The organism is Thalassotalea sp. PP2-459 (genome assembly GCF_001913705.1).
Lineage (GTDB): Bacteria > Pseudomonadota > Gammaproteobacteria > Enterobacterales > Alteromonadaceae > Thalassotalea_C > Thalassotalea_C hakodatensis.
In genome coordinates this window covers 107,025-131,851 of the sequence record NZ_MKQD01000019.1, presented here as the reverse complement: position 1 = coordinate 131,851, position 24,827 = coordinate 107,025, and the positions used below count along the sequence as shown (strand labels likewise).

24 protein-coding genes and 1 other RNA gene are annotated in these 24,827 nt (G+C 38.4%); 8 read left to right on the top strand and 17 right to left on the bottom strand.

Annotation, left to right across the window (positions count from 1 at the left end; all coding sequences use genetic code 11):
- Positions 1-80: 80 nt before the first annotated feature.
- The 7 genes from BI291_RS04045 to BI291_RS04015 form a co-directional block, all read right to left on the bottom strand.
- On the bottom strand, positions 81-665 hold the full coding sequence (locus BI291_RS04045; RefSeq protein ID WP_074496466.1) for a hypothetical protein: 585 nt from the start codon (positions 663-665) through the stop codon (positions 81-83).
- A gap of 10 nt (positions 666-675) precedes the next feature.
- A complete protein-coding gene (locus BI291_RS04040; protein ID WP_074496465.1) occupies positions 676-1,920 on the bottom strand; it encodes a S41 family peptidase in 1,245 nt (414 codons plus the stop codon).
- Positions 1,910-3,067: a serine hydrolase gene (locus BI291_RS04035; protein ID WP_074496464.1), complete on the bottom strand. Its 1,158-nt coding sequence runs from the start codon at positions 3,065-3,067 to the stop codon at positions 1,910-1,912. Before BI291_RS04035 ends, BI291_RS04040 begins: the two co-directional genes overlap by 11 nt.
- A 69-nt stretch (positions 3,068-3,136) precedes the next feature.
- On the bottom strand, positions 3,137-3,631 hold the full coding sequence (locus BI291_RS04030) for a hypothetical protein (RefSeq protein WP_139302548.1): 495 nt from the start codon (positions 3,629-3,631) through the stop codon (positions 3,137-3,139).
- Positions 3,632-3,754: 123 nt separating this feature from the next.
- The gene (locus BI291_RS04025; protein ID WP_074496462.1) at positions 3,755-4,936 is read right to left on the bottom strand and encodes a serine hydrolase; all 1,182 of its coding nucleotides are present in this window, start codon (positions 4,934-4,936) and stop codon (positions 3,755-3,757) included.
- A 215-nt stretch (positions 4,937-5,151) separates the two neighbouring features.
- Complete coding sequence (locus BI291_RS04020; protein WP_083601891.1) at positions 5,152-6,615, bottom strand: S41 family peptidase; 1,464 nt, start codon at positions 6,613-6,615, stop codon at positions 5,152-5,154.
- A gap of 39 nt (positions 6,616-6,654) precedes the next feature.
- Positions 6,655-7,056: a hypothetical protein gene (locus tag BI291_RS04015; RefSeq protein ID WP_074496460.1), complete on the bottom strand. Its 402-nt coding sequence runs from the start codon at positions 7,054-7,056 to the stop codon at positions 6,655-6,657.
- Between the two features lie 205 nt (positions 7,057-7,261).
- On the opposite strand from BI291_RS04015, the gene BI291_RS04010 reads away from it, so the two are divergent.
- Both BI291_RS04010 and BI291_RS04005 read left to right on the top strand, forming a co-directional pair.
- On the top strand, positions 7,262-7,951 hold the full coding sequence (locus BI291_RS04010) for a response regulator transcription factor (protein WP_074496459.1): 690 nt from the start codon (positions 7,262-7,264) through the stop codon (positions 7,949-7,951).
- Positions 7,944-9,173 (top strand): HAMP domain-containing sensor histidine kinase, encoded by a 1,230-nt coding sequence (locus tag BI291_RS04005; RefSeq protein WP_074496458.1) that lies wholly within the window; start codon positions 7,944-7,946, stop codon positions 9,171-9,173. Before BI291_RS04010 ends, BI291_RS04005 begins: the two co-directional genes overlap by 8 nt.
- A 5-nt stretch (positions 9,174-9,178) precedes the next feature.
- On the opposite strand, the gene BI291_RS04000 is transcribed toward BI291_RS04005, so the two are convergent.
- Entirely contained in the window at positions 9,179-9,826 is a 648-nt protein-coding gene (locus BI291_RS04000; protein WP_074496457.1) for a hypothetical protein, read from the bottom strand.
- 875 nt (positions 9,827-10,701) lie between these two features.
- On the opposite strand from BI291_RS04000, the gene BI291_RS03995 reads away from it, so the two are divergent.
- Positions 10,702-11,424: a hypothetical protein gene (locus BI291_RS03995; RefSeq protein ID WP_074496456.1), complete on the top strand. Its 723-nt coding sequence runs from the start codon at positions 10,702-10,704 to the stop codon at positions 11,422-11,424.
- Between the two features lie 349 nt (positions 11,425-11,773).
- Here the strand turns inward: BI291_RS03995 and rnpB are convergent.
- An RNA gene (rnpB, locus tag BI291_RS03990) (RNase P RNA component class A) lies at positions 11,774-12,173 on the bottom strand.
- A 202-nt stretch (positions 12,174-12,375) separates the two neighbouring features.
- Between rnpB and BI291_RS03985 the strand changes: the two genes are divergently transcribed.
- Entirely contained in the window at positions 12,376-14,439 is a 2,064-nt protein-coding gene (locus tag BI291_RS03985; protein WP_074496455.1) for a TonB-dependent siderophore receptor, read from the top strand.
- 34 nt (positions 14,440-14,473) lie between these two features.
- Here the strand turns inward: BI291_RS03985 and BI291_RS03980 are convergent, their stop codons facing one another.
- From BI291_RS03980 to rsmI, 3 genes are all read right to left on the bottom strand, one after another.
- Positions 14,474-15,013, bottom strand: a complete 540-nt coding sequence (locus BI291_RS03980; protein ID WP_074496454.1) for a response regulator transcription factor — start codon at positions 15,011-15,013, stop codon at positions 14,474-14,476.
- A 2-nt stretch (positions 15,014-15,015) separates the two neighbouring features.
- A complete protein-coding gene (locus tag BI291_RS03975; protein ID WP_083601890.1) occupies positions 15,016-16,254 on the bottom strand; it encodes a HAMP domain-containing sensor histidine kinase in 1,239 nt (412 codons plus the stop codon).
- Positions 16,255-16,452: 198 nt separating this feature from the next.
- Positions 16,453-17,301 carry a 16S rRNA (cytidine(1402)-2'-O)-methyltransferase gene (gene rsmI / locus BI291_RS03970; protein WP_074496452.1) on the bottom strand — a complete coding sequence of 283 codons (849 nt, stop codon included), beginning with the start codon at positions 17,299-17,301 and terminating at the stop codon, positions 16,453-16,455.
- 86 nt (positions 17,302-17,387) lie between these two features.
- Here rsmI and BI291_RS03965 point away from each other — a divergent pair, with 86 nt between their 5' ends.
- The 4 genes from BI291_RS03965 to BI291_RS03950 are packed head-to-tail and all read left to right on the top strand — an operon-like array spanning position 17,388 to position 20,797.
- Positions 17,388-19,232, top strand: coding sequence for a penicillin-binding protein activator (locus BI291_RS03965; protein WP_074496451.1), 1,845 nt, complete (start codon positions 17,388-17,390; stop codon positions 19,230-19,232).
- Positions 19,219-19,599, top strand: a complete 381-nt coding sequence (locus tag BI291_RS03960; protein ID WP_074496450.1) for a YraN family protein — start codon at positions 19,219-19,221, stop codon at positions 19,597-19,599. The genes BI291_RS03965 and BI291_RS03960 overlap by 14 nt, the downstream gene beginning before the upstream one ends.
- 27 nt (positions 19,600-19,626) lie before the next feature.
- Positions 19,627-20,217, top strand: coding sequence for a phosphoheptose isomerase (locus BI291_RS03955; protein ID WP_074496449.1), 591 nt, complete (start codon positions 19,627-19,629; stop codon positions 20,215-20,217).
- 4 nt (positions 20,218-20,221) lie between these two features.
- Positions 20,222-20,797 carry a BON domain-containing protein gene (locus BI291_RS03950; RefSeq protein ID WP_074496448.1) on the top strand — a complete coding sequence of 192 codons (576 nt, stop codon included), beginning with the start codon at positions 20,222-20,224 and terminating at the stop codon, positions 20,795-20,797.
- 74 nt (positions 20,798-20,871) lie between these two features.
- Here BI291_RS03950 and BI291_RS03945 read toward each other — a convergent pair whose 3' ends face one another.
- The 5 genes from BI291_RS03945 to petA all read right to left on the bottom strand — a co-directional run bounded on the left by BI291_RS03945 (position 20,872) and on the right by petA (position 24,590).
- On the bottom strand, positions 20,872-21,306 hold the full coding sequence (locus BI291_RS03945; RefSeq protein WP_217693806.1) for a ClpXP protease specificity-enhancing factor: 435 nt from the start codon (positions 21,304-21,306) through the stop codon (positions 20,872-20,874).
- 11 nt (positions 21,307-21,317) lie between these two features.
- Positions 21,318-21,959, bottom strand: coding sequence for a stringent starvation protein SspA (gene sspA, locus BI291_RS03940; RefSeq protein WP_074496446.1), 642 nt, complete (start codon positions 21,957-21,959; stop codon positions 21,318-21,320).
- A gap of 80 nt (positions 21,960-22,039) precedes the next feature.
- Complete coding sequence (locus tag BI291_RS03935) at positions 22,040-22,738, bottom strand: cytochrome c1 (protein WP_074496445.1); 699 nt, start codon at positions 22,736-22,738, stop codon at positions 22,040-22,042.
- Complete coding sequence (locus BI291_RS03930) at positions 22,738-24,000, bottom strand: cytochrome bc complex cytochrome b subunit (protein ID WP_074496444.1); 1,263 nt, start codon at positions 23,998-24,000, stop codon at positions 22,738-22,740. Before BI291_RS03930 ends, BI291_RS03935 begins: the two co-directional genes overlap by 1 nt.
- Positions 24,000-24,590, bottom strand: coding sequence for a ubiquinol-cytochrome c reductase iron-sulfur subunit (gene petA, locus BI291_RS03925; protein WP_074496443.1), 591 nt, complete (start codon positions 24,588-24,590; stop codon positions 24,000-24,002). Before petA ends, BI291_RS03930 begins: the two co-directional genes overlap by 1 nt.
- Positions 24,591-24,827: the final 237 nt, after the last annotated feature.

The following is a 24,827-nucleotide window of genomic DNA, read 5'->3' as shown; positions in this document are numbered from 1 at the left end:
GATAGGCGCTAACCGTTTAGTAATAATACAAAATCATACTTCTAATAGACAAATAGCGCTTCTTTAGGATAATAACAAGACTACTTTTCAGGTTTTGCTAATTGTTGTTTTAGTATACTCATCATCACCTTAACTTGACGGTTTGATGCAAATAATACTTCAGAGGGTTCATTTCGAATCGCTGCATTTGCTTGAAGGAAAATAGCACCATAATCGATCTCCATCGTTGGCTCACCGTACAAGGTTTTAAAACTCGATATAAATGCTTGCTTTTCTTCTTTTGGAAATAAAATCCAAACAATATCTAACTGATCGTCTTGAAAGACGAGTTCTACATTCCTTGCCTGTCCGCCATACATAAAGCCAGAGCAATTGATTTGAGTTTGTGACGTTTTAGCTAACGGGGCAGTTATGGGGGTTATATTTTGAACCTCAATGGATAAACATTCTTTATCTATATCCCTCCTAACGTCCTCTAATGTACTACCAAAAGAAAACTGCATAGGTTTAACAAATGTCTTTTCATCGGCATGTGCACCAACCATAATTGATAAAAGAGAGATAAAAACTAATTTTCTAACCATATTTATAAATTCTTCATGTGGGTAGTAGTACTCAATAATTGAGTTAAAATATTTGATACTGTATTTCGTAGCATTATTCATATGCTAATTACTATGGTTTTTGCAGATGACCAAGACTTTCGATCACTTCATTTAGCACATTATCTTCGCCTTGTGAGTAACTTTCCCAATCATGTTTTATCAGCCTGTCTGGCTGAACTCCTTCAGTTATCATTTCTTGAATTCGGAACAAACGTTTTGAATAAGTAATACGCAGCTTTGAATTTGGCAAAACAAATTCGCCCATGTCTTGATAGCCAGTTGGATTTGAACCCGTTGGCGTACCTACCACTTGCGCATTAAGTAACTGACGGAACAGTGCCGCGTTACTGGCTCCCGCAGAGAAAGTAACGCCACTTGTAAGTACATACACGCCATTTTTCCAATCAACGCTATCAACAAGATTTAAGGCATTTGCTAACACTAATCCAATATAGAGATCTCCCCCGCCATTGTTTCGCAAATCAATGACTAATTGCTGACTTTGATTGTGCGTTGTAAACTCAATCAATTTTTCGACAAAACCCACCACTTCTTCGAAACTAGGGTAGTTGTCAAAACGAATGTAAGTTGCTTTGGTACCTTCAATGTTTGTATACCACAGATAATCAAAGTCAGCATTTTTAGGTTTCCCAACCGCTGAACTTTGAATACTTAAGTGTTCATATTGCTGCTGTGCTAATTCGCTTTTAGGTAAAGCTTTCACTGTTAAATTAAGCTTTTTATTGTCGGCTGTTACCAACCCAAATACCGCTTTTTGAGCAGACTGAGTAATTTTTAAGGTATAAAGTAGCTCACTAATAGGAAGATAATTTCCTATGCGAACCACTTCAGAGTGGGAGTTTTCAACATATTGAACTACGTTCGAAAGCTTTCTCTCTACCTCTTCAATGTTTGTTCCATCGATACTTTCTAATCTTGCACCCAATAGTTCCTTTTTATCTACTGATACTTTCACGACGCGCCATTGATTGCTGATCTTTTTAACCGACATTGGAAATGCATGTGTTTCCCAATTTGTTATAGAAACAGCAGTATGTCCATCACCAATTTTACGCGTCAAGCGCATAAGCTTTACAGCAATTTCCCAATCCGACAGATGGTCAATTGATTTACTAATAGTATTAAGGGTGCTTTCGAAGCTTGCTTTATCGATTTGGTGATATAAATCAATATGATTACTTTCTAATGCTTGATGATAAAGAGCCAAATCTGACAGCCATTGCTCCTTTTTCGTGCTCTGTGCGCAAGCAATACTTGATATAAACACTAGAACAATAATGAATTTACTTTTCATTTTCGACGAACCTTTGTATGTAAGTTAGTATTTTGATCGGTGCCACAATTGACTGCTTAACTTGGCTGGCTTGGTTTAATGTGCCAGACAGATAAACATCTAAACGAGGACAATAAAACATGAACGAAGATGTGCTCCCTGTGTGTCCAATCATTGATAAGTCTGGCCCTGAAGGAAGCCGCTCTCTTATATGAACTTTTCGTAAGCCAAAACCATAATAAATGCCTTTGCTTTCTGGTATCCATTTTTGCATCTTTTTTAAAGTGCTTTGACTTAGGAAATTTGATCCATAAAGCGCTAATTGAAACCTATTGATATCTTGAGCGTTAGACACCAACCCGCCACCGGCCCAATCTAAACTTAAGCTTTTAAAGGTCGATATTTCCAGATTATCAACATAAATTTCAGCCATTCTACTTGTTGGTAAAATAGGCTTAGCACGCAAATGCATGTAAGTGTGATTCATGTTAAGGGGCATAAAAATATGTTGCTTGAAAAAATCATGCAAATGCATACCGCTCACGCGTTCTATTACCATACCTAATAAAATATAGCCGGTATCACTATATTGATAACCTGTCCCAGGTATAAAATGTGGCTTCATATTCTGCTTTGCTATATTCAATATCTCTTGTGGCGTCCAAAGTTTTTCTGTATTTGAATGCAATAAGGTCATCGCATTTGCGCTACCATCAGTAGTTTTTCCTTCAAAATAGTCGGGAAGTCCTGATGTATGCTGCAAAAGCTGTGCAATGGTTATTTCATGAGAATAATCTTTTCCTTGAAACAGGTGTATTCCACCGATAATTCTATCAGGTAAATATTTACTTATTTTATCGGTTAAGTTTAAACGGCCTTGTTCGTAAAGCATGGCAATAGCCGTTGCCGTAAATGTTTTACCAATACTTGCAACATAAAATGGACTAGCTTTAGTGACCTTATCACCGCTTTTGAATTTTCCTGCAGCAAAGCTATAATCAATATTTTTTGAGGGAGAATAGACTGCCCATGATGCACTGTGTACGTTTATATTTGACAGTGTTTCATTAAAAAGCGTTTGTATTTCATCATGAACGGCCTTCCAACCATTTGCTTGCAGAGTAAGCGTAAAGAGGAGACCAAAAACAAAAGTTATAAAAGCGTTCATAGATTACCTTCCGCAATTGATGTCTAGTTAGAAAACCTGATAATAATCACTTGATAGGAACATAGTTATCTACTTTTCACCTTCTACCTCTGTGACCGTAAAAGACACGGACGTTATTTTCCAATCTGAATCAACCTTAACCAGGCTCCATGATTCAGTACCCCACGCCCTCTTTCTAGCGCTCACATGATCACTGTAATTAAAATGGACACTCGCTAAATGACCATCTGTTTGTACTTTGATATTCCAAATTTTTTCTTCTTCTGCTTTGTCCCCTGATAACATTTTCACTGGCGGGCCAAACTGACTAAAATCAACAGCAGCAGGATACTTAGGATTTTCAATTCGCTTGCGTGCTAACATTTCCTCACTAAAAACTGCAATAAAGGGAATGTTTTCATTAAAAAAGAGAGAGCTAAAAACTGCTTTGTCTTTATTAATAATACTGACACGGAATTGCTCTATCACATGTCTAATTTCTGTTTCTGAGTCTAACGATGACGCAGAAGCATCTTGCATAATACATAGGGCACAAAGCACACAACTTGTAATTCCTTTGTTCATTTTCATTTTTTCGTCACGAATATCTGTATCAAAAACATAAGGCCTTCCTTGGCATATTTATTTGGCACCAATTGCCAACACTATTCTATTTACCAATCTAAATTCTAATTTTTATCGATATATTTATTCCTCAAGTAGAGAACTTAATACGGTTTGAACCAACTCATCGGTTTGCTCCATGCATTCAGCATTTCCATTGCAATTAAAGAAGGTTGTCACTGTCGTGTCTATTTCTTGAATATAAATATTTGATGTTTTATATCCTGCTTCTTCACCACCATGGTGGTATAAGGTGAAATCGCCAGATATGTTTTTAAACATACCTAAACCAACATAAAACTGACTCGTTGCATCCACTAAGTTAATGCTTTCTTCTCCTAGCAATAATTCTCGGATGTCGTCATTGACAATAGTATCATCAGTCATGATTGCTCTTAAAAGTGTAGACAAGTCTGTTACTGTCGTTGCAAGTGGCGCATCTGCTACCCCCACGTTTTCATAAAAGGGTTTAGTATTAATAATTTCACCGTCATCATTTACATAGCCAGAAATGATGTCACCTAAACTTTTCTCATGACCAAGATAGAAAGTGTCGTTAAGCCCTAGTGGCTCAATGATACGATTACGCATTGCTATATGATGATGTTCACCAAGTACTTCATCTAAAATTAAACCAGCCAATAAGTAACCTGTATTCGAATAGTTAAAACCTTCACCAGGTTTAAAGTAAGCTGGCCGATTTAACGCAAACTGTAATGCATAAGCATCCGTTTTAAGGGTTTCAACATCAGAAAAACCAGTATCAAACCACTCATCTGAAGTGCGATCATCAAGGTAATCGTACACACCTGATGTATGGTTTAGCAGTTGACGCAACGTCATTTGTTCACTGTATTCAATTTGAGAAAGCAGAGAGTCAGGTAACCAAGTATCAATGGTATTATCAATATCTAATAGGTTATCTTGATGTAAGAGCGCAGTTAAAAGCGCGGTCGCTTTTTTACCCGCGCTTCCAGCTGGCATTGCATGGTAAGTTTGCATAGTTTCTAGTGTATTTATATTCGCTAATCCAGCCGCACCTAAAAACGTAGTTTCAGGCCCATCAATTGCTAGAATAATACCCGGTACATCACTGTTGATCGCTTTACCTATAAGCTTTTGATAGTCAAACTCTTGTACTATAGGAGTTGGTTGCGGATTAGTGCTAGCATTTGAGCTTGACCCCGAACCACCACAAGCTGAAAGTATTGCTACGCTGAGCATCGGCAACAGCAATTTAAGTTTTAAGAAGTTATTAGTCGTCATGTTAAAATCCTTTATATCTATTTATGAAAAAGCACGTAAACGAGAAGTTACAGCTTGATTAACTAGCACTCGCTAACATTTAGGGGTAAGTATCACAAGGCACAGGTCAAACAAAGGTGAAATCCCATAGCTTTTTTGAACAACTCGCTCTATGAAGAAATGAAAAGACAAATAACAGCCAATACACTGCTATTTGTCTTTTTAGGTAGACTCAATTACTGATTTGAGAGGAGTTCGAACGCCGCTTCTAAAGCTAGATCTTCTAGCGCACTTCGCTCTGATCGAACGAAAGCTGGATGTTCAATATCTACGGGAACGCCTTTTCCTTCTAACCACTCGCCATGTGTTGTTAGATAATATTCATTAGAAAGACCAAACTTAAGGCCTGATGGTAGCGTTTTTTCTAAGACATCAGAAAACTCACCTTGTGTTCTTTCGCCCATGATATTGACATGTGGTAGATTTGCCATCGTCATTGTAAATACTTCAGCAGCGCTCAGAGTGCTGGCACTCGTTAATAACACGACAGGGTTTAGGTATTGAAAATTGCCTCGGGGTGAAATGTGAACTTCTCTTATCGGTGTTCTTGCACTACCATGGCGAGCCTGCTTTTGATAAGCAAATACTTGCTGATCAGTAAACCGACTGGCGATAGCTAATGAAATAAAGTCATGACCACCATTGTTACGGCGAACATCAATAATTAACCCTTTGGTATATTGTAAATCATTTAATGCTTGTTCAAGTGAAGCCTCTAATATTGATAACTCTTGCTCGTCATCATCAGAACCTGCGAAACCTTGCATGCCAGCTATTTGCAAATAACCTATTCCATCAACTTGAAACCACATTAAATTTTCATTAGCACCTATGGTTATGTCTGATTCATTTTCGGCGTAATCAACGATAATATCGTTCATCAAGTCATTTTGTTCGACAATATAAGCAATTGCAGCTTGCTCTTGAGTTGAATTTTCTATTTGATCAATTCCATTAAGCTCAAGGAATTCATTAAAAAATATAGTGGTAAAATAGGGCTTGTTTGGAAAACTGACCTCTAGTTCCTCTCCAATTCCTGTATGGCCATCCTTTAATGGTTCGATCATATCAACTAAGGCTCGAATTAGGGTGAACTCTGTAGGATCTGCCGCTAATAGTTGTTGAGCTGAAATATACATATTTTCCCAATCTAGTTGTTGAAGTTCTATTGAAATAGATAGCTCTTTAAATGTTTGATAGAAATAAGTTAAGTCTCGCTCATAATTTACACTATATTCTTCATTCCCCACTTGTGGCATAAACCCTTGTTCACATGCTATTGGCATTGATAACTCTTTACTAAATAATATCCCTGGAGCGTAAATTTCACGAGCACCGTAACCAAGCATTTGTTCGATTTCAGTATTGTTCTGTAACGATAATGCTTCTATTAAATCTGCTTCTTCTAACCCATTTAGCACTTCGTCAACAAAACAAAAGTCACTGGTATAGTCAAACAAAGTCAATTGAGTTTCTTTAATTTCCAAGCCTTTACCATAGGCAGGTGCTAGCCAAATCCCTTGATACTTATTCAGTGGTGTATCAGTTTTTATTGGAACTTTCATGGAACCTGAAGAGCCATCACATGCAGTAAGCATTAGTGTGATTGTTCCAACCATTATCCCCTTTAATACCTTCATTATTGCTCCTATTTCAAATCGATTAATAACAGATAAAACTTAGCCAAGGTTTTCAGTTGGACATGGGATGCTTTTTAACTGGTATCCAGGCACAAACCAATTAACTAAAATGATATTCTCTGGATTTAGCTCCACACTGATGCAGTAACGTTGATTGGGTTTAATTTCTAACGAAAGTTCGTTGGCTAAATCGACTATAGCTTTGACATTAAAATCAACAAAGCCAGCAGGTACTTTAGTTGTCATTTGTTCGCCGCTAGATAACGTGTAATAGTACTTTCCATTCCAACCTATATAGGTATCTGACACACTGCCTTGCAGCTGGTTTGTACGATAGAAAGTAACCTCGCCATACTGAGAACTTTTTTCTTGTTGCAGTACCGCCGTGCTGGTACAGCCACTCGCTAACACAACGGCTAATAAAATAATGATTTTTTTCATATTGAACCCTCGCTAAATATAAATAATGATTTGTGCAACTTGTTTTAATGGCGAAAGAATAAATGGGTTGAGGTAAAATTGAGGTGAAGTGCAGTTGTTTTCATTTTAAAAGGAAATATTTTATGGTAAATACTTTTATTTCTTCACCGTTAAATCACCTCATTGTGGTTATATTGCCCTCAGTCTTAACAAGAAAGGATGATCCATGAATAACAAAATGACCGCTTTGTTAATTGAAGATAATCAAGCTATTGCTAAGCAAATTTTAAGCTTCCTTGAAGGTCATGGATGGACAGTTGATTATGCATCCACAGGCAAACTGGGAATAGATCTCGCTGTAAGGTTAAAATTCGACGTCATAATATTAGATTTAAATCTACCCGATATTGATGGCCTAAGTGTTTGTAAAGCGATAAAACAAGAGGCTAATATAAACCCTCCTATCTTAATGCTGACAGCAAGAGATTCTTTTGAAGACAAACACAAAGGGTTTAGCTTAGGTGCTGATGACTACCTAACCAAACCTTTTGATTTAAGGGAGCTAGTATTGCGATGTGATGCTTTATCTCGCCGCACTCAACTTCATGAAGAGCACATCATCAATCGTGGCCATTTATCAATAGATAGCAGAGCTCACCAAGCAACCTGGCATGGCCAAACAATCAAACTGACAAAAGTTGGTTTTATCATATTGAAAAAGCTTGTTAACGATTATCCTTATCCCGTCAGTCGCTCAGACATTATTGAACAAGTATGGGGGGATGAACCGCCGGAAAGCAATGCACTTAAGTCTCACATATACACTCTAAGAAAGTCCTTTGAAAAAGTCGGTATGGGGGAAGTTTTGTGTACTATCAGCAACATTGGATATCAGTTAAAGGATTTAGATGATTAAATTAAGAAAGCTAAACAGTCGCCTTTTGATTGCATTTTCGGTCCTTTCAACCGTTGTTTGTTTATTCTTTATTCAGCTTTCGATGCTACTTGTTGAGCAAACGAAAGAAAATACTTTTCATCAAATTCTGGTCTCAGAAGCAGTCAAAATCGAGCAAGCATATGCCACTAGCGGTGAAATAAAAACAATTGATAGTTCGATCATTAAGATTTACCAGAATGAAGAGGAATTACAGGCTATATTGCCGGACCCGGATACATCACTTATAACCTATAACGGTGCGCTACTAAATATTGAACCATATTTAATTTTAAGACAAGAACTATCACCTTTGGTGCCAATTTGGCTAGTCATCAACACAAACACACTTGATAGCGTGACTAATGTTGCTGATTATATGATGTTGTTTTTATACAGTATCGTCGCAGGTGTTATTTTACTCACTTTTCTTAGCTCTTGGTATTTGGCAAAGCTTTTATCTTTGCCTATACAAAAGCTTACCGAAGGTGTTATTGAAAAAAAACAATCTACTCGCGTTGAGCTTTATGGTTGTAACAGAAGTGACGAAATTGGTACTTTATCAAGATCATTTGAAAAAGCATTTAATGAACTAGAGCAAGCACTTAAGCGGGAGCAAAATTTCACGCGCGATGTAAGCCATGAATTAAGAACACCTATTACACTGATCAAGAACACTTTGACTCTGAATAAACATAACCCCGTTGACCACTCTCAGGCGGAAATATTGCAACAAGCATCACAGGAGTTGGAACAAACGGTTGAAGTGCTGCTAGCACTTGCCAGACAAGAGAATTTAACATTTGAACCGTGCCTTATTCTACCTATCATAGAGAAGACCATATTATCTATCTATAACTGTTTCCCTAAGCTCATTTTTGATGTAAATATTGATCTCAGCTCAAAATTAGAAGTTATTGGCAACCCTTACTTAATAAGTCTACTTTGCCAAAACTTAGTTAACAACGGCTTTTATCACGGCGCAGGTGGCAGCATGGTCATTTACTCTCAAAATAATACCATCGTTTTTGTAAACAGTATTACTAAAGATAAAGCCCGCCCCTATTATCAAGGGCTAGGCCATGGCCAATACTTAGTAACACGCATTGCTGAAGAAATGAACTGGGGGATTAATATAGAGCAAACCATTGACTCATATAAGGTTATACTCACACCGCCCATAGCAAACAACCGAGTAGATTAATAAGTTTAGATGTTTTGAGTATTCTTACGCAGTAGTAAAATACTTATCGCTAAAAACCAAAATATTTGAAGTAGACCAAACAGTGCACCTACTTCTGCTAATGGAGGGTAAAATGTTAACAAACCAATAACCGCAATAATAAAGCCCATAATTATCAATTGTTTTGGAAATCTATGTTGATAGTGCAAACAACTATTTATGAAAATAACCCAAATGGCACCAACCCACTCAACGCCCTCACCAAGCCCCATCTGAATATTATAAATTTGCCGCCACGCCTCTGAAATATTGTAAGTACCGTTACTATTATTTGTGAATAGAAACTCAATAGAAAATATAGCAATAAAGCCACATGCCAAAATGTAACAAGCCCATAAGTAGCTTACTAGCGAAGACATTTGCTCTAATAAATTATGTTCAGTTGTTCGTAATGCTAACAACGAGCGACTCAAAACGAGTAAAGAAAAACCAAAAACGACGTACACCACAAAATACCACAATTGCATGAGTAACTTGTGCTTCATAAAGACAATTAAACGCTGTTCAGCATTTTGATTAAAGTCAGGGACAATCAGGAGAACCACTGCTAGGCCAATAATAAAGCTCAAAGCACAAACCATTGCAGCAATTGCACCTTGGCGTTCACTTGTCATCTTTTATCACTTATATATTCTAAGCTGAGCTTAGTATTAAACCATGTATTCAAAACTAAGCCACCATTCCATGCTTCGGAGTTCACATAAGGATATTATATTTCTTCGAGATATTTAAGGTAAACAAATAAATTCCTATTGTAAGGTAGAGACGTCGTTAGTGGTGTTATTATTTTCAAAAACGAGGTCAACATGCCAAAGAAAATAGTATCAACCGAATTTAAACCTGAATGAGCAGATTTAGTTTTTGTTCATGGTTACAAGTATAAAGATGCAGCTGCTGCAATAGATGTCGGATTATCATCAATTCAACGTTGGTTACTCATTACAGAAAAGAACAACGTGGTATTCCCCCCAAAAACCTTGTGCTTTAACGCCAGAGTATATACGTATTCAAGATCTAGAAAAACAAGTGAAACAGTTAGAAAGTGACAATCAGCTATTAAAAATAGTATCAGCCTTTTTCACAATGGAAATAAAAAACGGCAACATATGTTGTAAAGAAAGAAAATGCTGAGAGTTCTGTTCAACAAATTTATCGATTCATTATTTGATAATGTTTGAACTGGGGTAGTAAAATAGAACAAACTATTAAATCCTATAAAGTGATAGTAACGCCAAATATCTAACTAACTAGCTACGCTATCAAGGCTAATAGGCACTTTGACAACCTGCTTTTCTATCACCATGAGTAAATAGAAAGTTACTCATTCTTAAACAAATAAACAATTTATTTCAAATTTTAACCCTTTTTCCATATCAATAAACAAAGGCTTATATATACTTAGACTTTTAGAACAGTCCACGTTCATTAGCGAGTTTAATCATTGACACAATAATTAATAGATCATTGAACATGGTGAAACCTTCAATACATGAAAGCATTAAGGTTAGATACAAATATCATGTATTTAGCATCAAACATTAACCCAACACTTCGTAAAAGGGGTGCTGTTGCCGCAATCATTTGCTCAGTTTGTTATATCATCGGACTATTTACTCTCATATATATTGCGCCAGATCTAAATCAACTCCCTGCAGGACGGCTTAAGGTTATTGATGAATATGGCAGCTTACTCTACCTTTGGTACTTCACCGTTTACGGTGTTGTTGGCCTTTGCGTATTATTCGTAAACCATGCATTATTACAACCGCATAGTAGTCTACCGAGTATATTAACTATCTTGACGACTCTTGTTGCATATTTGTCAGCAAGTTACTTATTCATTATTTGCAGTATAGAGATCCTTTCAAATGTCTTTTTTCTCTCGCAACATTATGGAGAAGCCGCGAAACGTAACGAGTTAACCGCACAAATTTATTCAGTACTTATTAATTTACGAACTTACACAGAATGGAGCTTAGATGTGTGGCTAATTTTAGTAAATTATCTGCTGTTTCAAGCAACGAAAAAAAACGTGTATCTTCCCATTTTTGGTATATGTATAGGAATCGTTGGTATTCTAATTCTTCACCCTTTACTACAAGCCTATGCCTTATATTATGTTGCAGCTATTGCAACATGGTTTATGCTCGTTGGCATCCAATTTTTATCATCAAAACGTTCATTTAGGTCAATCTTACATATACAAAAGTGACATACTTTATTTATTCAATAGTATTAACTATTCGTGTGCGAAGCCTAAGAAACACGTTTATTGGGCAAAGTTTTTTTATCAAGAGAACAAATTGCTTTAATGCCAGAATAAGTAAGCACTTTTATTATCAACACGGATACTCCGCCGAAGACACTAATAGTAATAAATTTTTAAATGAGCTACAGTGAGTTTTTAAAAAAGTGCTTGCTTATATTCTAGATATTGTTTTCTATGTTGAATTCGAGAAATAGAGCGATACAATACAGAACTGTTGGGTTTAACGATCAAATATTTGATAAAATTTAGAAAACCGCCTGCTTCTATTATAAAAAACAAGCGGTTACTAAATTTGATGAGTTAGCACATAAGCCGGGTTCTGTGTCTTTTCCGTAGAAAAGTGACAATCATTCGTCTAGGCCTTAAATCGCTCTAAGGCTCAAGCAACCTACCCGGTTTCAACGCGAGCCACGCCGTATGAAACCCTATTTGGTCTTGCTCCGGGTGGAGTTTACCCTGCTGCCAACTGTTACCAGTGGCCCGGTGCGCTCTTACCGCACCCTTTCAGCCTTACCTGTGCTATTGCTAGCCATCGGCGGTCTTCTCTCTGCTGCACTTGTCGTCGGCTTGCGCCGCCCAGACGTTATCTGGCACCCTGCTCTTTGGAGCCCGGACTTTCCTCCCCTTGCCCTGTCTATTTAACATCGAAATGATAAATACAACGAACAAGCAGCGATTGTCTCGCTAACTCGGGCGGCATTCTACCCCAATCATCAACTAACAACAAAGCTTACTTTCACTTGCACCTTATTATTTTTATTGACCGTGTTCATACCGATAAAATGTACCTGTGGCATATTGTCGCACTTTCCACTTTTACACTTGTTTTTCAACAAGCTTTCTCGAATTATACCCACCAGCAGTTAACGAAAACCAAGTGAAGAATTCAAGCTAATGAAGTTAAGTATTAACCAACTCACCAAGTCAATTATTATCACCTTTCCTGTCGCAATGTTCACCCCACTGTCAGTAATGGCGGAAAACATTGAAGAAATTGTCGTGCTAGGAGAAAGAAGCACCGAACGAATCGCTGTAGCAAACATAGAAGTTCAGCATAGTGATATTTCAGAAAGTTTACGCTTAGTTGCTGGTGCCAATGTGAACAAAAATGGCGCATTAACAGGCATTGCACAATACCGAGGGCTTTATGGTGATCGTATTTCAACGAAAGTTGGCGGCCAGACAGTTATAGGTGCAGGGCCTAATGCGATGGATACTCCACTTAGCTATAGCCCAAGCATTATAACAAAAAGCATCGAATTACAACGCGGTATTGCTTCGGTAACTTCCGGCATTGAAACTTTAGGCGGCGCGATTAATACCACATTAAAGCAAGCAGATTTCTCTTCAACTGGCAAATTAGAACTCTCGACAGAATTTCGCTTGGGATATCAAGATAATGCCGATATAACAAGCAAAGCGGCGTTAACAAATATTGGCTCAGAAAACGCAGCATTTATGGCCTACATTGATAAAAAAAAAGCAGATAACTTATCATCTGCAGACGATAGGGTTATTTCCCCCACTGGCTTTACTAAAACTCAATCTGGCTTTTCAACGGCGATTAAATTTGCGGACAATATTATTGGTATCAATTATCACTACAATGATACACACGATGCTGGTACCCCCTCTTTGCCGATGGATATTGCTTTTATTTATAGTCATCGTGGACAATTATTTGGTAAACACTCACTGAGGGACGGAGAGTTAAATTGGCAGTTTGGCTTTATGGATGCTGATCATAAGATGGATAACTTTCAGCAACGTATGAACATGATGCCGAATATGTATCGTAGTAATCACGCAGAATCTAACTCCATTTCCTTTTCAATTGATTGGAAAAATGAAGCGCTAACACTAGGTGTTGATGGTTATAAATCAGATCATAACGCTACTATTACTAATCCAAATAACATGATGTTCTCTATCAAAAATTTTAACGATATTGAAGATCAAAGAATTAGCGCTTTTAGTGAATATCAGCATCAATTTTCCAACCATACCGTTAAATTTGGTGCACGTATTAAACGTCTATCTGCTGATGCTGGTGACGTAAGCCACCACATGGCGATGATGAACCCAACAGTAAAAGAGTTGGTGATGACGTTTAACCAAGCAGATCGTATTCAACATGACACCAATACGGATGTGACATTCGATTGGTTGTTCCCAATATTTAATCACACACAAGTACAATTATCACTCGCACAAAAACAGCGAGCACCAAGTTACCAAGAGCGCTATCTATGGGTACCAATGGAAGCAACAGCTGGGCTTGCAGATGGTAATACCTATTTGGGCAACATAAACCTTAAAAGCGAAACAGCAAAGCAGGTAAATTTAGGACTCACTTACCAACAAGATAAATTCGTTATTATTGCAGATACGTTTTACACCCGTATAGATGATTATATTCAAGGCATACCGAACATGAACATGCCTGTAAATATGCTCGCTCAAATGATGATGAACAGCGATACCGTTTTACAGTTTGCTAATGTTGATGCAGCTCTTTCTGGTCTCGATGGCCAGATTATGTATCAATTTAATGAACAATGGCAATTGTCGTCAACCGTGAGCTATGTACGAGGAAAAAGAAAAGATATTGATGATAATTTATATCGTGTAGCGCCATTAAACGGCCATATTGCATTACAGTATCGTGCTAACAATTGGCACATTACTTCCCGCTTTCATGCCGTTTCAGCTCAACATAAAGTAGCTAACATTAATAATGAGCAAAAATCGTCAGGCTATAGCTATATAGACTTAATTGGTGGCTATCAATGGTCAAACAGCCTGACACTTGATTTCGGAATTACAAATCTATTCGATCGTGAATATCAAGATCATTTAGCTGCTTATAATCGTGTAAACGGTAGCGATATTCCATCAATGTCACGTATACCTAGTACCGCTCGTAATATCTGGCTTGCTGCAACATTTCAATTTTAAGTTCCGCATATAGGCACTTGCCTGTACCCTAGCCCTAGCTTTTCTGATGAAAACTAGGGCGTTTTTTTAGCTTTCTTTGCAGTGTACGTCGATGCATTGATAAGTGCCGAGCTGCTGCAGAAATATTGCCTTCATTCGCCTTTAAAACTTGCTGAATATACTCCCACTCGGCTTGTTCTGCACTGAGTTTATCAGGTATTAGAATTTGTTCATCGGCGGTTATGTTGTTGGAAACTTTCAGCGTTTTTAATAACGTATCAGTATCTATTGGTTTTGCGAGATAGTCATCAGCCCCTAACTTTATGGCCTCTACTGCCGTAGCAATGCTTGCATAACCAGTGAGTAATATAATGCGACTATTGGGTAATAAATGCTTTATCGGTGATATTAAAGGTAAGCCGCTGTCTCCGGCTAAATACATATCTAACAAAATCACATCAGGTAAAAATTTTCTCACCATCAGCAATGCATCCGTATTAGTTTCACAGTGTTCAACATGTAGTTGGTGCTTACTTAGCCTTCTTGCTAATACAGATGCGTAAGCGCAATCATCTTCAATTAATAATACTTTCATCTTCAATCAACTTTTGTTGGCATGGTTATAATTACAACAGCACCGCCAGTTTGATGATTATCAAGCCAGAGCTTTCCTTGCAATCTTTCAAGGCTCGCATTGCTAAGCATAATCGACACACCAAAACCGTATTCGCTTAGTTGTGGGAAGTCGCCCAACTCATGCAATTGCTCTATAACAAAGCCTTTTCCGAAATCTTTAATCGATAAACACCATTGTTGATCTTGTAAATACGCTTCAATTTCTATCGTTTTATTTTGACTTTCTTGGCTGGCATGTACGGCATTATCAATCACATTAACCACAGCAGGAATGAATGAACCATCAATAACAATGCGAGCATCAAGCGTTTTATCGATAAATTTGAAGCTCACCTCAGGGTAAGTTAATTGACAATGATATTTAATTTGTTGATGAATACTGGCACAACGAATAGATTGTTTTTCATTGGCTTTAATTTGTTCTGTAGTCACTCTAAATGCTCGCAGGCTCTCTGCACAACGGTTAACTTGCTGTTCAATATCATTAAGTAAATCATTAGGAACTTGTGGTTGTTCAGCGAGCTCTTCAGATAGTAGCTGTAAGGTTGCTAATGGCGTTGCTAAATTATGAGTCACTTGTGCAGAAGCAACACCTAACGCAATAATGCGTTCTTTTTTCAGTTGTTGCTCTCGAAACTTTGCAATCGTTGTTTCTCGACGCGTAATCGCACGCGCTAAATAGCCCACGATGAGCGACAACACTAATGCTGAAAAAAGAAAATTGATCCACATGCCAATAAAGTGTCCAGCCATATTGCCATGCATTACATGCATTGGCATGGTCCAAAGCAATACGGAGTAAATAACAATCGCACAGCTAGCAATAATTAATCCACGCCAGAATGACAACGTAATCGCTGCAATCGCAATAGGAACCAGTAATAAAGAAACAAACGCATTGGTCGCACCGCCACTGAAGTAAAGTAAGCAACCGAGAAAAAACACATCAGCGAGCAACTGTATTAACACATGATTTTTTTTAGAACTCGCCCCATTTCGGGTTATCGAAAAGCTCGCAACATTAAACGCAAGTTCAAGTGCGATAATAATAAACATAGGTAACCAAGGAAGTTGATAATTTAGAACCAAATTCACAAATAATAATAAGAATACTTGCAGTATTATCGACAAGCCGCGTAGCGTCATAATTAACTCTACGGTAGACATTTTCGAGAAGAAATTGATCAGTGATTTAATCATTTTTATGTAGTGTGCGTTTATCCGTTAAGCATTTTACGCCTTAAGCGCCTGTTGTCTTTTAAAAATCTTAACAATTGTCCACATTAAAGTATTTTTAATACGTTGCTGATTCTATTTACAATACGGTACATGTACATTTTTAACAACTCACTCTGGTTAAAATCAATACCACACTTTTTTACCAAAAAAGTGTAATATCTATTTATAGCTTAGCGTTAAATCATAGAGTGCTTTTTTATTTACTTCATATAAATCCGCAGTCACGGCACAGGCTTTTTTAGGCGGCAACTCCTTTAGTAATCGTTTTAGCGCACGTTCAACCTCAGGTGTTATTTCTGAAATTTTTTCAGGTGCACCTTCAATAATCAATACCATTTCACCTTTTAACTGATTCGCATCTTGCGATAACCAATGTAACATTTCACCAGCGGTATTCGAGTAAATGGTTTCAAATGTTTTTGTTAGCTCACGGGCGATCACTAAATATCGACTTTCACCTAGCACCGTAACAATATCTTGAACGGTATCAATGGCGCGTCTAGGCGCATCGTAAAACACCATTGTTCGGGTTTCGTTAACAACCCCTTGTAGTATCGCTTGTCTCGCTCCTGTTTTAGCAGGTAAAAAGCCTTCAAAAGCAAAGCGATTTGTGGGTAAACCGGCAACAGATAACGCCGATATTGCAGCACAAGCACCCGGCACAGGTGACACATTCAAGCCCTGTTGCCGACAGTAACGTACAAGGTGAAAGCCTGGATCGCTAATCAAAGGTGTACCAGCATCAGATACAAGTGCCACATTGCTCCCTGATGCGAGCAATGAACCGATGTATTCCTGCTTTTGCCGCTCATTGTGATCATGCAATGAGATTGTTTTACCGCTAATTGAAAAAGCAGATAAGAGTTTTTTAGTATGTCGGGTATCCTCACAGGCAATAACGTCTACTGCACGCAAAGTGTCGATTGCCCGCTGGCTAATATCGCCTAAATTACCAATAGGGGTTGCAACAATATATAAGGTGCCCGTGTTATCTTCAGCTAAAGTCATTTAATAGTTCTGTTGAGCAAAGAGTCAATGACGTTTATTATAAAGCAATATCGATTGAAAAGATCCATCATTTATAGGGTTTGTTTGTGGCATATCATTACGTTAGTGTTAAACGTTTACGCGTTATCTTCTCTGTTATTACGCTTTTAGTGCTCACAAGTTGTGCCACCAAGCCAGACAAGAAGCCCGTTAAAAGCAGCGACAATACTCAGATATCAAGCAATGAAATATTAACTGAGTCAGCTAAAGACTACCTTACGCTAGCAAAAAATAGTACCGGTGAAACAGCCACGCAATATTTTTTATTTGCGGCACAACAATTTAATAATGAAAAGCAACACAAAAAAGCGCTATGGTTAGCACAGCAAACCCAGGCATTAACAGATAACAATCGTTTAAAATACCAATTAGAGCTGATCAGTGCGCAAAGTTTAGTTAGTCTTGAAGCGTACGATGTGGCGTTAAACCATTTGAATCAGGCAAAAAAATTACGTGGTGAACAGCAGCAACCAAAAGCGTTTTATCAAACATTAGCGATTGTTCAACAACAAAGACAGCTTCCCCTAGCCTCAGTTGATGCAAGACTACGTGCGTTAGCGTTATCTTCTGAGATGGAGTACCAACAGCAAGCGAATGACGTTTGGCTCTCGCTAAATAAACTGTCACAATGGGAGATTCAGCAACTTTCAACGCTAGCTCCTCCTTACTTCGCCGGTTGGCAACAATTGTTAAATTTTGCCCATCGTTTTGGCTATCAATCTGATACTTTTAACCGATATTTAACACAATGGCAGCGAAATTTTCGCGATCACCCTGCCCAGATATTAGTTGAGAAACTGTCAGCCACCACAGTACAAAGTACCGATAAAGAGCATAACATCGCCGTATTACTGCCTTTATCCGGCAAACAGAAAAAAGCAGGTGAAGTTGCTCAGCAAGGCATTTTAGCGGCTTACCAAAATAATTCTGACACAACGTTACATTTCATTGATTCTGTAGCGACAGACTACAGCACACTAGCAGACTACTTAACATCGCTAGAAGTAGATCATGTAATAGGCCCATTGCTTAAATCTAATGTAGATGCATATATCAATCAGTCGCAGCTTAATTTACCCACATTACTATTGAACCTACCGCAAACACACTCGTTAAAAGAAACACATATTGTGCTTTCTATGAACCCTGAAGATGAAGCGATTCAAGCAGCAACGACTCTTAGTCGTCGGCAATTTACCTCGCCCATTGTGTTCGCTCAACAAGATAGTATCAGCCAACGTATTGCCAAAACTTTTAGTGAGCAATGGCAGCGAATTACCGGCAGAACGCCTGAAGTAATCGCTTTTGCTGATGCCAGTAAAGTACAAGAAAAACTAGAAAGTACCTTAGAGCTCGATCTAAGTAAAAAACGAATAGCTGATATTGACAGAAGGATCCGACAACAGCTTAAAACGCAAGAACGTAATCGCTTAGATATCGACATGATTTACATTGTCGCATCTCCCAATGAAACACGATTACTTAAACCTTATATTGACGTAAATATATCACCTTTCGCCCGTGCAATTCCTGTTTTTGCAAGCTCAAGAAGTCATAGCCATAACAGCGACAAAAGTGATAGTCGTGATCTATCAGGTTTGTCGTTTACAGAAATGCCTTGGCAGCTTACCAGCAAACAACAAAATGCATCACTGAAACAGCTAAGCTCGCGTATCTGGCCAGACAGATCTGATAGTCTAGAACGAATTTTTGCCATGGGGTACGATAGCTATTCGTTGATCCATAAGTTTTCCATGTTCAAACAACAACCTTACATTCGCCATTATGGACAAACAGGTGTATTAAAATTAAATGAGCAGGGTATTTTGACCCGCAGCTTATTGTGGGGTAGCTACCAAAGGGACAAGGTAGAAGAAATTGTTTTGGAATAAAAAGTCGTCTGACGATTCACATAATACTTCAGGGCAGCACTGGGAGTCCAAAGCACTCGCGTACTTAGAGAAACAGCAACTTACATTGGTCACAGCCAACTTTCACAGTCGCCAAGGTGAAATTGACCTAATTATGAAAGAAGGTGACTGCTTAGTTTTTGTTGAAGTTAAATACCGTAAAAACAAAGCGTTTGGCGGCGCTATTTCCGCGGTTAGCATCAGCAAGCAAGAAAAAATTCGTAGAACAGCCGCATTTTTTCTGCAACAACAAGGACTAAATGCTTATAATACCGCATGTCGATTTGATATCATCGCCATCGAAGGCGGTAACATTCCCGAATTTATTTGGCTGAAAAATGCCTTTTGACTCGATTTAAACGGAGCCAATATAACCATGTTAGAGCGCATAAAAAGTAACTTTACAGAAAGTATTCAAACAAAAATTGCGGCAAGTGAAGCGCTTGCAGGGCCTATTGAACAAGCATCGTTAATTATGGTGCAATCTCTATTAGGTGGCCATAAAATATTATCTTGTGGTAATGGTGGCTCTGCTGGAGATGCTCAACATTTCTCTGCTGAATTACTTAACAGGTATGAAACTGAACGCCCTAGTCTACCGGCTATAGCCCTAACAACTGACAGTTCGACCATTACATCAATTGCGAATGACTACCACTACGATGAGGTGTTTTCAAAACAATTACGCGCACTTGGAAATGCCGGTGATGTCTTGCTTGCCATTTCAACTAGCGGTAACTCGCGTAATGTCATTAAAGCCATTGAAGCTGCGGTAGCACGTGATATGCCAATTATCGCGTTAACAGGTAAAGACGGCGGAGATATCGCGGGTTTATTGGGTGAAAACGATGTTGAAATTCGCGTTCCCTCATCACGTACAGCGAGGATCCAAGAAGTACACCTAGTGGTTATTCATTGTTTATGCGATATTATCGATTCAACATTATTTCCTCAAAGTGAAGAATAACACTATGAAAGCAAAAAATGGATTATTGCTACTTGCCACCATTTCAATCCTACAAGGTTGCGTTGCCGCGGCTGTGGTAGGGGTTGTCGGCGGCGCTAGCGTTGTTACTGACAATCGCTCTATTGGTAATCAAATTGATGATCAAAAAATTGAAATTGCTGCACACGCTAAGCTCGCTAAAGTAGCAGGAATTTCAGACAACACTAACTTACAAGTTATCAGTGTAAACGGTAAAGTGTTGATAGTAGGGCAGGCGATGAATACGTATTTAAAAAACCTTGCAATTAAAACGGTTAATCAAGTGAAAGGTGTCGAATATATTCATGATCAAATACGCATTGGCAATACAACTTCTCTTTCAACGCGCAGCAATGATGTTTGGTTAACGTCTAAGGTAAAAACCGCATTATTCAAGCAAGATGATTTTGACGCCAACAATGTAAAAGTGGTTACCGAAAATGGTGAAGTTTTCCTCATGGGTCTTGTTACTAACCGTCTAGCCAATAGCGCTGTTGAGATTGCCCGTCGTGTGGGTGGTGTTAATCGTGTTTTCAAAATGTTTGAGATTATTGAGAGCTAACAGACCTCAACCAAAGGCAAACTTGTTATAACTGCATTACTTCGACATAAAAAAACACTCTTTAGAGTGTTTTTTTATTTAACAACTTTTAAACTCGCTCTACCACGAGGTTTACTCGGGGGCGTTGGATCGGGTTCATCATCACTGCTATTGTCAACCGCGCTAACGGGAGAGAGTGACAATTCATCTTCTTCAACAGGATGCTCTATCGCTAATGAAGTACCTGCACCATTTTCTTTGGCATAGATAGCTGAAATAGCACCATATGGCACTGTTAGGTGCTCTAATTTACCAGAAAATCTTGCAGTGAACTCAATACTTTCACCTTCCAAAGAAATTGAACCAACAGCACCAGGGGCAACATTTAAAATAATTTGCCCATCGTTTACAAAAACCATAGGCACTAACACACCGTATACATTTACATCTACGGCAATGTATGGTGTTAGGTCATTGTCACAAATCCAATCATAAAAAGCCCTAACGATGTAGGGCTTTGATGATGTCATATCAACAGACATTAAACTGCAGTACCAAAGCGAAGTTCTCTTTCAACTTCTGTTAAAGAAGCTTGGAACGATTCACGTTCAAATACACGTAACATGTATGTTTTTAGCTCTTTCGAACCTGCACCTTCTAATTCGATACCGAAAACAGGTAAGCGCCATAATAGCGGAGCTAAGTAACAATCAACCAAACTAAACTCTTCACTCATAAAATAAGGAGCTTCATTTAAAATTGGTGCGATGCTTAATAAGCTTTCTGCTAATTCTTTACGTGCTTTCTCTGCTTCACCTGCACTACCATTCATGATGATACGCGCTAAGCTATACCAATCTTGTTCAATTCTGTGCATCATTAAGCGACTACGACCACGTGATACTGGATAAACAGGCATCAATGGTGGATGAGGAAAACGCTCGTCTAAGTATTCGATAATAATTGACGCTTCGTAAAGCGCTAGTTCACGATCAATTAATGTAGGCACAGTTCCATAAGGATTTAAGTCTAATAAATCCTCAGGCAAATTCGCCATATCAACTAAGTGGATATCTACACCAACGCCTTTTTCTGCCAACACAATACGTGTTTGATGACTATACATATCATCCGCATGTGAATATAAGTTCATGACAGAGCGTTTGTTTGCAGCAACGGCCATTTCGCCTCCAAAAATATTCAATAATAACTAACAATGGGGGCTAGTGCCCCCAATAAAATTACCTGATAGTGACCTTCAAATTAATGAACATCTCTCCAGTATTCTTTCTTCAATAAGTAAGAAAATACTAACAGGATAAATAAGAACCCGATCACGTAATAACCTAATTGTTTACGTTCAAGCTTGTTCGGCTCACCAACATATTCTAAGAAATTAGTTAGATCGCGAACGAACTCATCGTATTCTTCTGGTGACATAGTGCCACCCACAGCAGGTGTTAACTCGCCGTTTTCATCAAGTGTTTGTACACCTTGTAAATTTTGTAATACATGTGGCATACCGACATCTTTAAAGATTTTATTATTTACACCGAACGGACGTTCCGCATCTACGTAAAATGAACGTAAATAAGTATAAATATAATCTGGGCTTCTAAAGCGAGCTTCCAGGGTTAAATCTGGAGGCGCAGTACCAAACCATGCACCAGCGTCTTTAGCTGGCATAGTATTGGTAATGTGATCACCTGGTTTTTCACCTGTAGGCATATATTTTTCTTTACCCTCAGCTTCACTTATTCCCAGATCACGGAACGTTCGGTTATAGCGTTGATATTTTAGCTGATGGCAACCTAAACAATATTGTAAATAAGATTCGAAGCCACGCTTTAATGATTCTTTATCTGCTAAATCATTATTTGCTTTATCAAGTGGCATAGAGCCCCCAGCAGCAAGTGCAAAGAAAGGGACGCATGCTAATAGTGTTACAATTAACTTTTTCATTATCCTGTCACCCTCTCTGGTACTGGTTTGGTCTTTTCATTTTTACTGTAAAACCACAGTAAAATAAAGAAGCCAAAGTAGCCTAAACTTGCAATTCGGCCGATTAAATTCGCCAAATCAGTTGCAGGCATTGTACCTAAAATACCTAACACGATAAAACTAATCGCAAATTGCGTTAAGTTAAGTAAGTGCGCTTTACTACGATAACGAATTGATTTAACCGTACCACGGTCAAACCAAGGTAAGGCGAATAACATACCAATAGCGGCAAACATGGTGATCATACCAAACAACTTATCTGGTACCACTCTTAGAATGGTAAAGAATGGTCCGAAATACCATACTGGCACGATATGCTCAGGCGTTTTTAAGCCGTTAGCAGGCTCAAAGTTTGGTGCTTCAATAAAGTACCCACCACCCTCTGGTGCAAAAAACATAACCCATGAAAAACCAATCAAGAAAATGATTACCGCAACCAAGTCTTTAACCGTGTAATAAGGGTGGAAAGGAATCGCATCAACGATGTCATACTTTTTAGTGTACTGTTTATGGAAAGTAAACTTGCTTTGCTCTTCTTCTGGAACACTTCCTTTAGGCTTTTTAATGTCAGTACCGTCAGGGTTATTAGAGCCTACTTCGTGTAACGCTATTATGTGTAAGAACACTAGTACACATAATACCAGTGGTAATGCAATAACATGTAGCGCGAAGAATCGGTTTAGTGTCGCACCAGAGATAACATAATCACCCTTGATCCAAATAGTCAGCTCTTCACCCACAAGAGGTATAGCACCAAATAAAGAAATAATTACCTGAGCACCCCAGTACGACATATTACCCCATGGTAATAAGTAGCCCATAAAGGCTTCTGCCATTAACACCAAGAAGATAAGCATACCGAAAATCCACAGCAATTCGCGTGGTTTTTGATAAGAACCGTACATTAAACCACGGAACATATGTAAATAAACAACGATAAAAAATGCCGAAGCACCTGTTGAATGCATATAGCGCAATAACCAACCGTAATCGACATCACGCATAATATATTCGATAGAAGCAAAAGCACCAGCGCCAGAAGGTTCGTAGTTCATTGTCAACCAAATACCTGTCAGTATTTGGTTCACTAAAACAACCGTCGCTAAAATCCCGAATACATACCAAAAATTGAAGTTTTTCGGTGCAGGATATTGAATAGCATGCTTGTTCATGGCATCCATAAACGGAAGACGCTTTTCAATCCAAGCCATAAAGTTTTCCATTACGCTTCTCCTTGGCTTACACCGATAAGTAAGGTGTCATCTGTTGGGAATGAATGCTCAGGAACCACTAAGTTTAACGGTGCAGGAACGCCAGAGAATACACGACCTGCCATGTCAAATTTAGAACCGTGACAAGGACAATAGAAACCATTTTTAACGCCTTCTACCATCTCTTCAAAGTCACCTTTTCGATACGTTGGAGCGCAGCCTAAGTGAGTACATACACCTAACGCCACCATAATTTCAGGCTTAATTGAGCGATGTTCGTTTGCAGCATAATCAGGCTGTTGTGGTTCAGCAGATTTAGGATCACGAAGCTGATCTTCATGATTTGCTAACGATTTAACCGCTTCATCAGTACGACGCACGATATAAACTGGCTTACCGCGCCATTCAGCACGAATTAATTGACCGGGTTCAATTTTACCTACATTCACCTCAACTGGCGCCCCTGCGGCTTTCGCACGCTCACTTGGGTTCCAGGAGCCAATGAAAGGCACAGCAACACCGACAGCGCCAACACCACCAACTACCGAAGTAGCCGCAGTTAAAAAGCGTCGACGGCTGTTATTCACAGGCGCATTGCTCATCCAACATCTCCAAAATTTGTATTATTTATTTAAAGTTAGAATTCTTGTTGCTTTCTAAGCATAGCCAAAGCGATGATTCTTTTTCAAACAAATAAACTTAGCGATAAAAAAATTTTTCCGATCATAAAGAAAACCCCTGATTTTTACAAGGAAATAAAGTGGTTTATAGCAATGAATAGTGAAAAAATGACAATAAATGTGTCAAGGTTTAGTACGGTCTGTATTAATGACAAAGGT

What these genes read in the sequence shown, in the direction of transcription:
- BI291_RS04020 (WP_083601891.1), bottom strand. Translation starts at nt 6,615, where the DNA reads ATGAAGGTATTAAAGGGGATAATGGTTGGAACAATCACACTAATGCTT.
- BI291_RS04010 (WP_074496459.1), top strand. Translation starts at nt 7,262, where the DNA reads ATGAATAACAAAATGACCGCTTTGTTAATTGAAGATAATCAAGCTATT.
- BI291_RS03950 (WP_074496448.1), top strand. Translation starts at nt 20,222, where the DNA reads ATGAAAGCAAAAAATGGATTATTGCTACTTGCCACCATTTCAATCCTA.
- rsmI (WP_074496452.1), bottom strand. Translation starts at nt 17,301, where the DNA reads ATGACTTTAGCTGAAGATAACACGGGCACCTTATATATTGTTGCAACC.
- BI291_RS03985 (WP_074496455.1), top strand. Translation starts at nt 12,376, where the DNA reads ATGAAGTTAAGTATTAACCAACTCACCAAGTCAATTATTATCACCTTT.
- BI291_RS04045 (WP_074496466.1), bottom strand. Translation starts at nt 665, where the DNA reads ATGAATAATGCTACGAAATACAGTATCAAATATTTTAACTCAATTATT.
- BI291_RS03980 (WP_074496454.1), bottom strand. Translation starts at nt 15,013, where the DNA reads ATGAAAGTATTATTAATTGAAGATGATTGCGCTTACGCATCTGTATTA.
- BI291_RS04035 (WP_074496464.1), bottom strand. Translation starts at nt 3,067, where the DNA reads ATGAACGCTTTTATAACTTTTGTTTTTGGTCTCCTCTTTACGCTTACT.
- sspA (WP_074496446.1), bottom strand. Translation starts at nt 21,959, where the DNA reads ATGGCCGTTGCTGCAAACAAACGCTCTGTCATGAACTTATATTCACAT.
- BI291_RS04000 (WP_074496457.1), bottom strand. Translation starts at nt 9,826, where the DNA reads ATGACAAGTGAACGCCAAGGTGCAATTGCTGCAATGGTTTGTGCTTTG.
- BI291_RS03955 (WP_074496449.1), top strand. Translation starts at nt 19,627, where the DNA reads ATGTTAGAGCGCATAAAAAGTAACTTTACAGAAAGTATTCAAACAAAA.
- BI291_RS04040 (WP_074496465.1), bottom strand. Translation starts at nt 1,920, where the DNA reads ATGAAAAGTAAATTCATTATTGTTCTAGTGTTTATATCAAGTATTGCT.
- BI291_RS04015 (WP_074496460.1), bottom strand. Translation starts at nt 7,056, where the DNA reads ATGAAAAAAATCATTATTTTATTAGCCGTTGTGTTAGCGAGTGGCTGT.
- BI291_RS03935 (WP_074496445.1), bottom strand. Translation starts at nt 22,738, where the DNA reads ATGAAAAAGTTAATTGTAACACTATTAGCATGCGTCCCTTTCTTTGCA.
- BI291_RS04005 (WP_074496458.1), top strand. Translation starts at nt 7,944, where the DNA reads ATGATTAAATTAAGAAAGCTAAACAGTCGCCTTTTGATTGCATTTTCG.
- BI291_RS03930 (WP_074496444.1), bottom strand. Translation starts at nt 24,000, where the DNA reads ATGGAAAACTTTATGGCTTGGATTGAAAAGCGTCTTCCGTTTATGGAT.
- BI291_RS04025 (WP_074496462.1), bottom strand. Translation starts at nt 4,936, where the DNA reads ATGACGACTAATAACTTCTTAAAACTTAAATTGCTGTTGCCGATGCTC.
- BI291_RS03975 (WP_083601890.1), bottom strand. Translation starts at nt 16,254, where the DNA reads ATGATTAAATCACTGATCAATTTCTTCTCGAAAATGTCTACCGTAGAG.
- petA (WP_074496443.1), bottom strand. Translation starts at nt 24,590, where the DNA reads ATGAGCAATGCGCCTGTGAATAACAGCCGTCGACGCTTTTTAACTGCG.
- BI291_RS04030 (WP_139302548.1), bottom strand. Translation starts at nt 3,631, where the DNA reads ATGAACAAAGGAATTACAAGTTGTGTGCTTTGTGCCCTATGTATTATG.
- BI291_RS03995 (WP_074496456.1), top strand. Translation starts at nt 10,702, where the DNA reads ATGAAAGCATTAAGGTTAGATACAAATATCATGTATTTAGCATCAAAC.
- BI291_RS03945 (WP_217693806.1), bottom strand. Translation starts at nt 21,306, where the DNA reads ATGACATCATCAAAGCCCTACATCGTTAGGGCTTTTTATGATTGGATT.